Annotated in this window: 16 protein-coding genes; all 16 read right to left on the bottom strand. The window is 63.4% G+C overall.

Annotated features, from left to right (window positions below; translation table 11 throughout):
• Positions 1–129: 129 nt before the first annotated feature.
• The 16 genes from eccB to ACWELJ_RS06085 all read right to left on the bottom strand — a co-directional run bounded on the left by eccB (position 130) and on the right by ACWELJ_RS06085 (position 12,644).
• Positions 130–1,689: a type VII secretion protein EccB gene (gene eccB / locus ACWELJ_RS06160; protein WP_452365095.1), complete on the bottom strand. Its 1,560-nt coding sequence runs from the start codon at positions 1,687–1,689 to the stop codon at positions 130–132.
• Positions 1,690–1,807: 118 nt separating this feature from the next.
• Entirely contained in the window at positions 1,808–2,122 is a 315-nt protein-coding gene (locus tag ACWELJ_RS06155) for a hypothetical protein (RefSeq protein ID WP_452365094.1), read from the bottom strand.
• 68 nt (positions 2,123–2,190) lie between these two features.
• Complete coding sequence (locus ACWELJ_RS06150) at positions 2,191–2,493, bottom strand: WXG100 family type VII secretion target (RefSeq protein ID WP_452365093.1); 303 nt, start codon at positions 2,491–2,493, stop codon at positions 2,191–2,193.
• Between the two features lie 93 nt (positions 2,494–2,586).
• On the bottom strand, positions 2,587–3,375 hold the full coding sequence (locus tag ACWELJ_RS06145; RefSeq protein ID WP_452365092.1) for an ESX secretion-associated protein EspG: 789 nt from the start codon (positions 3,373–3,375) through the stop codon (positions 2,587–2,589).
• Positions 3,372–4,406 (bottom strand): PPE domain-containing protein, encoded by a 1,035-nt coding sequence (locus ACWELJ_RS06140; RefSeq protein ID WP_452365091.1) that lies wholly within the window; start codon positions 4,404–4,406, stop codon positions 3,372–3,374. The genes ACWELJ_RS06145 and ACWELJ_RS06140 overlap by 4 nt, the downstream gene beginning before the upstream one ends.
• A 15-nt stretch (positions 4,407–4,421) precedes the next feature.
• Positions 4,422–4,736 carry a PE family protein gene (locus ACWELJ_RS06135; RefSeq protein WP_452365090.1) on the bottom strand — a complete coding sequence of 105 codons (315 nt, stop codon included), beginning with the start codon at positions 4,734–4,736 and terminating at the stop codon, positions 4,422–4,424.
• A 34-nt stretch (positions 4,737–4,770) separates the two neighbouring features.
• Positions 4,771–6,102 (bottom strand): hypothetical protein, encoded by a 1,332-nt coding sequence (locus ACWELJ_RS06130; protein ID WP_452365089.1) that lies wholly within the window; start codon positions 6,100–6,102, stop codon positions 4,771–4,773.
• Positions 6,099–6,413 (bottom strand): hypothetical protein, encoded by a 315-nt coding sequence (locus ACWELJ_RS06125; protein ID WP_452365088.1) that lies wholly within the window; start codon positions 6,411–6,413, stop codon positions 6,099–6,101. The genes ACWELJ_RS06130 and ACWELJ_RS06125 overlap by 4 nt, the downstream gene beginning before the upstream one ends.
• Before the next feature lie 108 nt (positions 6,414–6,521).
• A complete protein-coding gene (locus ACWELJ_RS06120; RefSeq protein WP_379105180.1) occupies positions 6,522–6,809 on the bottom strand; it encodes a YbaB/EbfC family nucleoid-associated protein in 288 nt (95 codons plus the stop codon).
• A gap of 23 nt (positions 6,810–6,832) precedes the next feature.
• Positions 6,833–7,198: a hypothetical protein gene (locus tag ACWELJ_RS06115; protein ID WP_452365087.1), complete on the bottom strand. Its 366-nt coding sequence runs from the start codon at positions 7,196–7,198 to the stop codon at positions 6,833–6,835.
• 85 nt (positions 7,199–7,283) lie between these two features.
• A complete protein-coding gene (locus ACWELJ_RS06110; protein ID WP_452365086.1) occupies positions 7,284–8,072 on the bottom strand; it encodes an ESX secretion-associated protein EspG in 789 nt (262 codons plus the stop codon).
• Entirely contained in the window at positions 8,069–9,790 is a 1,722-nt protein-coding gene (locus tag ACWELJ_RS06105; RefSeq protein ID WP_452365085.1) for a hypothetical protein, read from the bottom strand. Before ACWELJ_RS06105 ends, ACWELJ_RS06110 begins: the two co-directional genes overlap by 4 nt.
• Before the next feature lie 34 nt (positions 9,791–9,824).
• A complete protein-coding gene (locus tag ACWELJ_RS06100) occupies positions 9,825–10,586 on the bottom strand; it encodes a hypothetical protein (protein ID WP_452365084.1) in 762 nt (253 codons plus the stop codon).
• Positions 10,587–10,991: 405 nt separating this feature from the next.
• Positions 10,992–11,375 (bottom strand): hypothetical protein, encoded by a 384-nt coding sequence (locus tag ACWELJ_RS06095; RefSeq protein ID WP_452365083.1) that lies wholly within the window; start codon positions 11,373–11,375, stop codon positions 10,992–10,994.
• Positions 11,376–11,435: 60 nt separating this feature from the next.
• Complete coding sequence (locus ACWELJ_RS06090) at positions 11,436–11,786, bottom strand: DUF397 domain-containing protein (protein ID WP_452365082.1); 351 nt, start codon at positions 11,784–11,786, stop codon at positions 11,436–11,438.
• Between the two features lie 12 nt (positions 11,787–11,798).
• Positions 11,799–12,644: a helix-turn-helix domain-containing protein gene (locus ACWELJ_RS06085; RefSeq protein ID WP_452365081.1), complete on the bottom strand. Its 846-nt coding sequence runs from the start codon at positions 12,642–12,644 to the stop codon at positions 11,799–11,801.
• Positions 12,645–12,749 lie beyond the last annotated feature (105 nt).

Genomic DNA, 12,749 nt, shown 5'->3' with positions numbered 1-12,749 from the left:
AGCTCAACCTAGCATCGGAAGGGTGACAAGACCATTCGTCACGGTGTGGATGTCACTCGCTCCGATCGAGTCCGGTCCGCACTACCGGTGCATCATCGGTTGCGGTTGCGCAGTGGCCGCGGATTGTCTCTACTGGGTCGGTAGCGCATCCCAGCTCTTCTGCGCGTCATCAGTGGACAACGTGGGTCCGGGCACCAATGTCCCCAAGATCTCCCACGGAGCGAGATGCGGTTTGACACCAAGCCCGAGAATCTGCGCTGTCTTGAAATCCGGTATGCCGTACAGGATTCCATTGTCACCCAAGTAATACAGACCATCGCGCACCGGGCTGCCCGGCTTGATCTTGGTGGCCTGCACGAACTCTCCGGTGGACGGCGGAACATAAACCCGGTCGACGCGACTACCGCTGGAACCATCGGCGGTGGCCAAGGTCACCGGGGTCTGTGAGTCCCCCAGCGGGTAACGCGTGCCGATCACCAGTTGGGTCGTTGCCCAGTCCGTGGTCGCCTCGGTGGCATCCGCCTGATCCTTGCCGAGACCGTTCTTCTTCGCCCAGGTGATGCAGGCGACCGGATTCTCCGCGGCTGAAATGATCTTCGGTGCCGCGCTGGGGAAGTCATCGACCGGCAGGCCGGGGTTGATCTTGTCATTCCCGTGCTTCTGTGGGATGCCCGCGATCGCGTCCGGCGTCACGGAAACGAAACCGTCGATGTTCTTCTGGGAGCTCGCGAACGTGATGAACTGGGCAGTGAACAGTGAGACCCGCTGAATGGCGTTGTCCAACACGACATACAGGTCGGAGCGGCCGGACCCATCCAGTGCCGGAACTTGGATGATGCTGCCGATCTTCACGTTGCTCAGTCGACCCTGAGCGAACTCACCTGCGCGTGGAACTGTAGGCGCGACCAGCGGCGGGACGCTGACGCCCGCGCCCACGAGGTTTGCCGAAATCGGTCGCGTGTTGGATATATCGAGGACCTGAGAGAGGGCGCTCTTCGTGACGTCGTCGTTGTCGGGGTTGATCTCCGCGATCTTCCCGTCGTAGATCAGATAGGTGTGGTCCTTCTTCTGGCTGTCGGTCTTCTTCGCCAGAACCGCGGTCCCCGGATCCGCCGCCTTGATGTGGTCATTGAGTTGCAGGTCCCCGGCGATGACGGTGGTTTCCGCCCCGGTCGAGGACGCGGCCCCACCGGAGGCGGACAGCGGCACCTTGTCACACAGAGTCCACTGGGATCGGGTGCCTTGGCCGCTGCCCGGCAGCGCAGCCGGCACGCCGGGAATGCCGCGGATCGGCCCACGCGGGACCGAGTTGAGTTTGCTGTCCTTGACCGATGTGGGCGTCTCGCTCGTCTGCGTGAGCAGCCGCGCTGAGGCGAGGTTCAATGCCGGGAACAGCGTCATCTTGTTCTTGTCGTCCTTGTCCCGCACGACGACATAGAGGGCGCCACTGTCCTTGCCCATCACGATATTCGCGTTGCCGATAGAACCCTGCGGACGGATGAAGGCCATGATCGCCGCACCCGCGACCACGAGCACCGCAAGGACCGCCCCGACCATCAGTGACCGGAACTGCGACCGCATCGGATCGTGCAGCATCCGCACATCGCGCCGCACCAGAGCGTGGTCGAGTCGGCGCAGCAGGAAGCGGTACCCATTGACCTGGGCACGGGTGGTCAATTGGGCTGGCACTAACCAAATCCTCCATCGAACCGGGAACTACGGGCACGTAGATTACTGGACACCGAGCAACGGCAGCGCACCTCACAAGGGTGAGAGTGCGCTGCCGTTCGTGACACCGGCCGTCTCTTTAGTGGCCGAACGCGTTCCGGACCCGGAGGTCGGCCGAGAGGGCATTGTTCAGGGCGCTCTCGACGGCAGTCGCAACAGCGTCCAGAGTCGACAGGCACTTCTCGGCGTACGCCTGGTCCCATTCGGACTTCGCGGCGATAACACCTTCCAGCGCGCCGTTCTCCGCGCCACTGTTCGGGTTCGACCATGCCTGCTTCAGCTTCTCGACGGCCTGTCCGAGGTCACTGGAGGTGTCGATCGCGGCGGTGCCGTCGCCAGCGACAGCAACCAGATCCTTGTGGTACTGCCGCAGGTCGTGCACGAGGGTGGTCATGCCAGCTTTGTCGTAAAGCATCTGTAATCCTTTGTGGTGTAGAGAAGTTGTAGCGAAGGTGGGCCCGACTATCCGAGGTTCGTGAGAGCCTTCGCGAAGTCGTCCTTGTTGGTGATGTCGACGTTGCTGAACACGTCGGTACCCTGACCGACCTTGTCCTGGAAGTCGTCCATGGCCTTGTTCAGCTTCGCGGCTTCGTCATCCCACGCCACCGCGGCGGACTTGAAAGCGTCGGCCGCGTCACCGGAGAAGCTTTCCTTGGACGAATCCACCCGGTCGGTGATCTTCCTCAGGATGTCCTTGATCGAGGCGACCACGTCGGCCATGTGGCTCTGCGCAGCCTTGGCAACTTCCGCTTCATTTGCAACCATCGTCTGTACCTTGCCTTTTGTTCGGAATGGATAGAGGCGATGCGTTGCGCACCACCGGTTCGGGGTTGATCAGCTGCACAAGTCACGCGGGACTCACGACAGCCACCTCCCCCCGGGCAGCGAGTCGATCAGGGCTGCAATCGACTGCGCGATACGGTGATCACTGCCCGGTGTCAGCGTGGACCAGAGTTGCTGGTCCGGGGCGACGCCCGGTGCGGCCACAATGCGGCCCCGTGCGGTGTCGTAGACCGCGACGGCTCCGGGCGATCGATCGGTGAGGCCGTCAGCGTAGGCGTAGGCCACGATTTCGGCGTAGGAGTGGGTGGCCGAGAGCGCGAGACCGTAAGCGGTGGCGTCGGTGTCGGGGACGCCCAGGTTGTAGACGGTGCTCGCGTAGTCTTCGGAAGTTGTTGCGGCGTTGAGTCGTTCGGCGAGATCCGCCGATTCTGCGCTGAACGCCGATAAGTCTGCGGGCGGGCAGGGGCCGAGGGCGTCAAGGAGTGGACGGGATAGGGAAGCCCCGGAGCCGTCGGACCATAAGGGGCCGATGTCGAGGGTGTCGCCCCGGCGGATGGCGACGGCGTGGTCCTCGGCGCGACGGGCGACGCAGACGCGAATGGGGCCGTCGGTGGTATGGACCCGCATGGCTAGTTCGCGGTCGGGCTGCGATAGCACGAAAAGAGCTGTGGCAGCGACGGCGTCGACGTCACCATGGGCGTCGACGATGCGGCGGGCGCGTAGGTCGGTGCGGGCTAGGTGCTGCGCCTGTTCCCACTCCGGGTATGTGTGCTGCCGCGGACCGATGGCCAGCACCAGAGGCAGGGTTTGCACGCCCAGATGGCCGGCCAGCGCGATCATGCCGTCGTTGGTGAGGGTCGTCATACGGACGCTCCCTCACTGGTCCCGGAATTCGCTGCAGCGGAGCGATTTTCGCCCCCGGAGCTACCTGCGTTGAAGGCGATGTCGACTGGCGCTCGCTGCGCGGCCGGGTCGATGCCGCCGAGCACGGCGGGTGCGGCCTGCATACCGGACGTGAGACCGAGCTCGGCGTCGCTGGTGGGCGCGCCCACGAGCCCAGCGCGCGGGGTGTGCTCCTCGTCGCTGTCCTGGCCCGTGTTGCCCACGGCCGTGGGCGTCATGGCGGTGCCGCTCGACTGGACCGTAACAGGCTGTGTCACAACGCGTTGCGTCGTAGTTTCTTTCGCTTCGACAGCGGTTGTGCGCAACTGCGTCAGCGGCATCGGCGGCAGGTTCAGAGATCCCAGGGACAGGGACGACAGCGAGGGCGTGACCGGTGCCGGCACTTCCGGGGTTTCCACGGGTGCGGCCGGCTGCTCGCTGGGAGTCAGGCCGGCGGTCACCTGCGGCGGCGCCTGGTGCTCCCACGGTTTGGCCAGCGATTCGGTGGCGGCCTCGTAGGTCCGCATCACTCGCGCCGCTTCGGCCTTCGCCTTCTCCGCGTCGGCCTCGGTTCCGGCCAGCCCACCCAGTAGCGGCAGACCGGCGGCCAGGCCGACCTGTTGCATGAGCTGCTGGAGGTCCTTCAGCTTCTCGACCTCGTCGACATTGGGCATGGCGAGTTTGGCGATTTCATATGCCGCCGCGTGGCTTTCGGCCTGGGTGGCGTTGCCGGCCGCGGCCGAGGCGGATGCGCCGAGCCAGTCGCGCAGCGCCTTGATGCGCTCGATGAACGGACCGCTGTTCTTGGATTCCCAAGCGCTGTCCAGGATTACGAGGATCCGCTCGTAGTCGAGTGCGGCTGCCGCGAAACCCGCGCTCAAGCGCGTCCAGGCGAGACCGGCTTCGGCGGCGGGTATGGCACCCGCCCCTGTCACCAGGTCACGCGCCAGCTGCTCGGGCGGCAGGGATTCCCAAACCGTCTCGGTGAAGCCGGGTTTCGTCGGTTCCAGCATCAGGAGTGTTTCCGCTCAGCCCGCGAAGCCTAGGACGGACTGCTCCTCGACCTTGCCGAAGGCGTCGAACTGGCTGCGCAGCGTCGAGGCGAGGTTGCGCAATTCGGTGACGCCGTCGCCGCCGGAGGCCACGAAGGACGCGGCGACCGCGTTGAGGGTCTGCGCCGCGCGCTGCGACACCTCGTCGGCGCCGGCGGGCGCGAAGTCGAGCTTCGCCTGCTCCACGCCCAGCCCGCCCGCGATGCGGTCGGCGAGCGCGTCGAGCTGGGCCGCGGCGTCGCGGGCCGTCGAGGCGTCGAAGCGCAGACCGTCGAATGCGTTGATGCTCATGCCAATCCTCCTGTGTCCCCTGGCAATTCGAAATCTAGAGGGTGAGCGCCTTGTCCGGCGGCTCGTCGATGGCTTCGATCGCGCCGACCACCGGGAGGACCACGCCCTCGATGACGCCGACGACTTCGTCGCCGTGCGCTCCGGTGACCAGACCCGAGCGGTCCGTGGTCGATTCCTCGTCCGCGGCGCCGGCCCGGCCCGCGGCGCCCGCGCCGGTCATGCCTGGCGAGGTGGTCGCGGTGGTGCGGCCGTTCGCCTCGGTGACCGTCTTGGGCACGCCGGCCCCGGACGTGACCTCACCGGTGGGAATCCGGCTACTGCCCAACGTGTTGGCCGGAGTCGTGGTGGTGGGCACACCGCCGCCGAGCAGCGTGGCGAGCGGGCTGCCGCCGCCACCGTCGATCTTGGTGCCGTCCGGGTTCTCGGTCTTCTTGGCCTCGTCGGTCTTGGTGGTGGTCGTCGAGGGCGTCTGCGTGGTGGTCTTGTTCGTGTTGTTCGTATTGGTGTTGTTGTTGCTGGTCAGCGCGGAGCTGAGATCGCTGACGCCGCTGGACAACACGGTCGCGCCCTTCTCGGCCACCTTCTCGACGACCGTCGGCGCGACACTGGAGATCGGCTGCAGTGCGGTGCCGACCATGTTCACCAGGTTCGAGATATTGGACGCGACCGGCGCGCCCGCGATCATGATCTTCGTCCCGGCCTCGACGATCTCGGCGGTGCTGCCCGCGAGCTGCAGTTTGGTCTTGGCCGCGATGGCCAGGCCCGCGTTGATGGTCTCGGTCGCGGTGGCGATCAGCCACGGAATCCCGGCGGGGGTGGCGATCAGCGCGGTCGCCGCGGTCACCTGGGCGATGAATTGCCCGATGAGAGCGGTCATTTCGGCATAGCCCTCGCCGACGATGGCCTCGGCGGCGATCAGGATGGCGTGCTGCTGGGCACCCTGCGCGGCCACGGTCCCGCTCTGCGTCTCGACCAGATTGCTGGTCTCCTGAGCCTTGGTCGCGGCCTCGCTCGACCAGGTGTTCATCACTGTGCTGGTCGCCGACTTGCTCGCCGACATGGCCGAGGTCAGCGCGCTGACCAGGGAGGTCAGGATGGTCGCCGGATTGAAGCTGCTGTTGCTCAGGCTGCCCGTCCCGAACGACTGCAGCAGGCTGGTGACCGGTTGGATCAGCGCGGTCGGGTCGATGGTCGGCAGGGTGGGCAGCTGCAGCCCCGACAGATCCGGCAGCTGCAGCGCCGGAAGCTGTGGTAGCTGCGGCAATCCCATGGTGCTCAATACATCCGACACCGGCGTATCGAGGTAAGGACCGATCGGACTGCCGCGAAGCCCGTCCAGCACGGTCGGATTCGACGGATTGGTCACAGCATCGTCGATAGGAAGCTGGCCGCCGAGGTCACCTCATTGGTGCCGTAGGTGCCGACGGCCGCGTACGCCGCGGTCGCGGTGTTCGCGTGCACGGCGGCGATCTCGGCCGAGGACATCAGGAAGTTGCCCTGCGCGACCGCGAACGCCGCCAGAAACTCCTGACCGATCAACCCGAAGACCGGAACCGCCTGCGCCATCGCGGTACCCACATCCGCGGCCGCCGCCCCCGCGACCTGCGCGGCGATACCGGCCTTCTCGGTGCCGTACGCCAAGATGGGCGTGAATTCCGCCGCGACGTGGTCAACCATCAGTGTCCCTCCCACTACCTATGATCTTGCTCAGACTACAAGCACGAAATTTCTTGTGCCAGACCGCAAGATGCAAACTCTGGCGCAAAGTTCTGTTAACAGACCGGCCTACTCGGCCATCTCCTCATTGAACCGGTCCACGATCTCGGCCCGCCGCTCGAACGCCCGCCGCGCCGCCTGCGCCGCCGTCGTCACCACGGCCTGCTCGAACTCCGCGGGCGTCATCCGCGACACCGCACTGCTGAACTGCAAGTCCTTGAGCGCCCCGTTCCCGTCGACCTCCGCGGTCACGGCCCCATCCTCGGACGTCTCCCGCCCGCGCACGGCCGCCATCTGATCCGCCAAGTCCTGAAACCGATACAGCTGCCGCCGCACCTGTTCCTGCAACTCATCCATCGACGAAACCACGAGCCCCCCTCTCACACCGTCCTGAGCCAACTCTGCGGCTCAGTATCGTAGTCCTGCTCCTCGACAATCTCCTGCCGAGCCACATCCGCCTCGGTCGGAAGCCCGGCCCTGGCCAGCCCCGCCGCATCAAGCCCGGCCTCCTCCAACTGTTTCCGCAGCGCGAGCCCGGCCCGATTGGCCGCCTTCTGACACAGCCTGAGAACTTCCCCCGCCAACTGCGCCGGATCCCGATGCAACTCAGCCGATTCGACCTTCACGGCCAGCGGCAAACCCTGATTGGTGGTCCGCACCCGAATCGACCCGGTCGTATTGGCGACAACCAGCGAGGCCCATTCCCCCTCACCCGCGCCAGAACCGACCGCCCCCACCTCAGTCACGGCGAACTCCCTCCCAGTTAGCTTGGCGTATGAGTACCATACGGTAGCCGACGAGAGCCATCGATATTCCCGGGCTCATGGCGTCTCACCCACGCTCGTCCCTGATCACTCGAATCACCTCGGCGATACGAACGTTGATCATCGCGGTCAGTTTCTGAGCATCGACCGCGATCGCCTTCCACGGTGCTACGTGCCCGATCGCATACCGTCCGTCGTCGAGCAGATCACGCCACTCCAGCCGGTGCCTGCTGATTCCACGCGGACCGAATACGGACGACCCCTGGACTACATCGATGGCTCCTACGACCGCCGGCGGTCTGTTCAAGAAGCGTGCGGCCCCGTAGGCAACTCCGTCTACAGGGTCAGCACTCACTCGCGACTGCCCGTACTCGTAATCGAAATCGTCGTGCCGCACATCTGGCGGCGTGAGCTGGATCTCCGCGTCCGCGCCCGGCGTGGCCTTCGGCAAGGCTGCAACCACCGCGTCCGCAAGCCTGATCGGGTCGCATTCAATGATGGTGAATCCACCACTGTGAAATACGGTTTCGCCGGGAACCTGCGTAACCAGGTAGCCCTTGTCACCTCTACGGGTGGCGATCATTCTGATTCGCCCGTCCGGACGTTCAGCCTCTTGGACATCCCAGCCATTGACGATGATGCGGATATCAGGGTGCGCGACGGCGTCCAGCACCTCGGCAATGGACCCGTCCAACCTCTGACTCACCTGCTCCGCGACTTCACGCTTCTCGCGAAGATAGTCGTCATATAGCGGCGTCCGGCTGGTGAACAAGAACGGGTGCGGAAGGAAATCGCCTTGGAGTTGCTCCCACAGCACGACGAACTCGAGGTCGCCGAACTGCCAGGTACGGTTCATTTCTCGGCCACCGGCGTGACGGCATCGGGTACTTCGCCGACAACCTCGTCGAAATGCTCAGCCGAGGTGAGGAATGTAGGCCGCTTGTGCTCCTTCGCCTGACCCGTGGCGCCACCTCCGTGCCCCATCGAACCCATGCCCGGCATCCCTGACGACGCGCCGCTCGATGAAGTGGCCGTCGCCGCGACACCCGCCCGAGTGGTCGCGGTGACAGATTCCTCTTGCTGTGCGTTCGCGACCGTTGTCCGCTGGGACAATTGGGATTTCGGTGATTCTGGAGACTTGGGGGCAGTCGATGTTCCGACCGGACCGCCTGGGCCGGACGTACTACCTGTCGGCGTCAGCAGAGACGACAGATTGGTCAGCGGATTGGGCGTCTCCTTCTGATCGTCGGGCTGCTTCGGCGTCTGGGTGGTCGACAGCTGCTGCTGAACGGTGGTCGCGACCTGTTGAGCGATCGATTCCAGTCCTTGCACTCCAGTCGAGACGGCCGATGTCAGTTGTTGCGCCACTGTCTGGGCCGTTGTCGCCAACTCTTGCGCGATCGTCTTCAACGTATCGTCGGTGGTCGGCGTTTTCGTCGGCTGATCTTTGTTCGGTGTTTCCGGTTGCTTGTTGTCGATGTTCGGCTGGCTGGGCACCGTCGGCGAGCCCGGAGATGACGGGTTACCGCCACCGTTCTGATCGGTACTGCTCGGCGACCCTGGTTGCTGAACAGTCGGCGGGGTCACCGGCGTATTCGGTGACGGGATCGACAACATCGCCCCGTTGTAGTCAGCGATCCCCGCGACGTAGGTCTTGCGATAGTTCTCCTGATACTTGGGCGTATCGTCAGTGAACATCGTCGTAGACATCTGAACACCGGCTTGCAAATTCATCCCGGTAGGCCAGCTTATTATCTGACCGGCAGGATTGTTGGCACTCGGCGGCATGTTCTTCTTTGCCTCTTCGAGCCATCCTGAGATGTAGACAATCTGATCACCGACCGCCTTCAGCGCAACGGAGAATTTGCCCACTGAATCAGCATACGAGGACGTCGAACTCCGCGCAGTGTCGGCGCCATATCCATCCCACTTGCTATTCGTGGATTGGATCTTGTTCGTGAAATCTGGGAGAGCGTCATTTATTTGGCCGGCAATCCATTTCCAGAGCTCACCAACATAGGCGACCGAAGCCGAATCTATGCTCATCCGCAGATCGTACAGATCGATCCACTGCTTGGAGGTCGGCGTCTCCGCGGAAATCGCGTGTACACCCGTCGCCTGCACATTGGCGGGGTCCTTCGAGGTAAACCCCGGCGCCTTCACCTTGGCGGGATCGGGCGGCGCACTGGAGAAGCTGGCACCAACCGGGCGCTGGATGTTCTCGAAGTTCTGAACCGATTCGGTTTCGGCGCCTGCATACGACTTTCCAGCGGCTTTATAGGTAAATACCAAGTCATCCAGGATGGCAATATGTTCCTTGATCGCATCCGCAAGATCACCACCCTTGCTGGAATACTCATCAGCAAGCCGGGTTCCCGAGAAGAACTTCTCAGGAGGCCCCGCGAACGCCTTCAGACCGGTGAGCCGGTCGGTGAACGACTGAAGGCCGATGAATTTTCCCAGAAGCCCGTTGCAAGCATTCACCATGTCAGCAACCGCCGAATCGTCGAATTTCAGCGTTCCCGATTGCGCCGGTGATTTCAAATTTGCGATCTGAGTTTTATCGCCAGTCATGGATCAAGCTCCCCACAGTTGATCGAAATCTTCTCTATGACCGCAAATTAACCATGGTAGCCTTCGCGACGGAGCGAAGGATCTCCACTGTTGCGTCCACCGAAAAATGGTTGGGATCAGACGCCGCCGTCGATGAAACCATCGGCTGCGCAGCAGAGATCTCGAAAATGAGGCCGGCGTCCCTGACACTCACCGCGATGACGCGACCATCCGGGATGTTGGGACCGGTTTCGACCCTGCCATACGCCTCATCTCCAAGGCCCGACAACCTGGTAATCTCGACCTTGTAGCCATCCGACGTCATGACGGGTCCCGTGTTCGCCGCCGAGAACTCGGCCGCAAAATCATTCTTCTTATGAAGAGTGGCCGTGGCTGAAAACAGAGCGCCCGCAGCGGTGTTCTTGGTGTTATCCAATGAGAATTGACAATTCATCGTGTCGATCACCGCAGAGGTCGTACCACGATACTGTGTCCCCCGGCTGGAGATCTCGTAACCCACACCGCGTAGCGCCGCGATATCTGTTGCACCACACAAGTTCTCAACATAGTGGTAGCCACGGAGATCGGTTCCGCCGCTGCCGCTGAACGCGAAGATGCCTCCGGCCCATACCACCGATGCCAGCACCGCGCCACCAAGGCCCCACGCCCACCACTTCGAACTGCGGCGCTGCGGCTGTTGCAGGAAGCCTGGAACGTCGAACGGAGATGTCTGCACGTTCTGCTGCGGCCCATAAGCCAGGGAAGTGGCCGGACCGGGCTGCTGAGCGTTCCAGCCGGCAGGCGCCGGCGTGCTCACACCCGATGCAGTTCCATTGTTGTACTGTCCAGCCCCCGGTGACGACATGGCCCGACCGTACCATGGAGTAAATTGCCGAGCTTTCCACGCACGCGCACCCGGCTGACACGCTCACAGCGACAGCTCTACTCCGAGCAGGTTGCCAATTCCTCCGGATCCCTTCGGAGTTGGCCGACGGCCCGCGCAGGTGGTATGGAAGCCGCAACTCAGATCCTATTGGCGCAACCACGTACCTTACCGTCGGTGAGCTTTACTCCGGTCTCGAGTTCCGTGTGACGGCCGATAGACCGCGCCCTATCGAGCCGAGGGCTTCTGCATGGCCAATCGGCTCGACCGAATCATGTTCCGGCATATGCCAATCCTTGCGATGCGGTCGACTTCCACCTGGATCATGACTGGCTCCCGCTACCCCATGGTGATAACGCGAACTGCCTGATCCTTCGCCTCTGAGGTGACTTCGCTGAGCCGATATTCGCGACTGATGATGTGGCTCACCAACTCTGGGTCCGGCGGCAGGGCGTGTTTACGGAGGTAGTGGGACACCGCGCCGGCCCAGATCCAGACGCCGTCGGTGCGGAAGGTCAGCGGCACATCGCGATCGGACGGGGCGAATTCGTCAACCTCGAAGCTGCGTGCGGCCAGGACGATCGGAGCCGAGTTGAGGTAGGCGAGGATGCGGTCACTCAGATCCGCCGGCAGCGGCTCCCGAACTGCGATCGGACGACCGCTGTCATCTCGGCCGTCGTAAACACGTGCAAGCCGTGGTAGCTCGTCGAACTCGGCACTCACCGTTGGAAACCTCCGCCCCTGTCCTGCCACCAGCATCGCACAAAGCATCAGAGCCCCGTCCTACGAGGCGCTGAACTCACCGTTCATGATGCCCTGCTGGAATGCGTCCCACTCCGCGGCCGTGAACGCCAGCACGATCCCGTTATGACTCAATATCGCATCGCCGGAAGAACTGAGCTCGACATGCAAACCCATCCCGGCTTCACCCGTACTTCGACGTAGGACGAAGTCGAGCATCTCAACCCATAGATCACTCGGCACCGTGATGATCGGTCGGTGTTCCGGCAATCCGGAATACTTGCTGTCGCGAATCCGCACCGTCCCGGCTGCGATGGCGACCTCGACGCATTGGCCCCCGTTGCTTCCGCTGTAGCTGGACTTGCGCCACCCGACAGGACTGATCGGGGCCATCGACCGACTCCCTCATTTCATCCCGGCCACGCGGCTCCTGATGAGTTCGGCGGATTCACTTTTCGATAGCGCCGCCGCAAGGAGCTGCCCGGCCAGCATCTCGTACACTGCGACCCCATCGTAATCCTGCAGGTACAGAGCGCCGGTCGGGTACTCGATGTAGCCGACGGTCTGAGCTTCGGCGAACTGCAGCAGCGTGAACTCGGTAACGTTCCCGGCGTGGGCATACTTCCTGGTCGGCAGGATGCGGATGTCTATGTGGTCATGCTTCATCAGCCGCGACAGGTGCGCGAGTTGCTCGCGCATCGTGACCGCGGTGCCGACCACTCGGTCGAGGACCGCTTCCTCGATGACGGAGCTCAAGCCCATCGGGCGGGCGCCGATCAGCCGCTGCCGAGCCATTCTGGCCCGCACGATCTGCGGCACATCCACCGAGGCGACCAGCGGGCTACCCTCATGCAGTGCCGTCGCATAGGCGCTGGTCTGCAGCTGCCCGGTGAATGTGACGGTCTGATAGATGAATTGGCTTCGGGCCAGACCCTCCAGGCCCACGAAGGTCTTGAACCAGTTCGGTAGCACCTCGGAAAACGGTGCCCACCAGGTCTTCTGATCGGCCTGACCGGCCAGTGACGCGAGCCGGTCGACCTGGGCCACATCAGCGCCATACAGCTTCAGCAGTGCGGTGACGTCATCGGGCTGCTGCAGATACTTCCCGGATTCCATCGCAACGATTTTCGGCTGACTGCACCCGATCGTCTTCGCGGCCTCACTCTGCTTGACCCGGGCGCGCTCACGAGCGACCCGCAACTCATGCCCAATCAGGAATCGCAAAGCCGATGGATCGGAACGTTCCCCCATCTCGCCTTCCCTTCGTACGCACAACGAATCACCTTGCCGATCAACATCATTCAGACGCACCCATTGAATTGGCTGATATATCAGCCTATTCTTGAGGTGTGGCGC

Source organism: Nocardia sp. NPDC004582 (assembly GCF_053602115.1).
The sequence above is the reverse complement of the archived record's forward strand: the minus strand, read 5'-3'. Positions and strand labels throughout refer to the sequence as shown.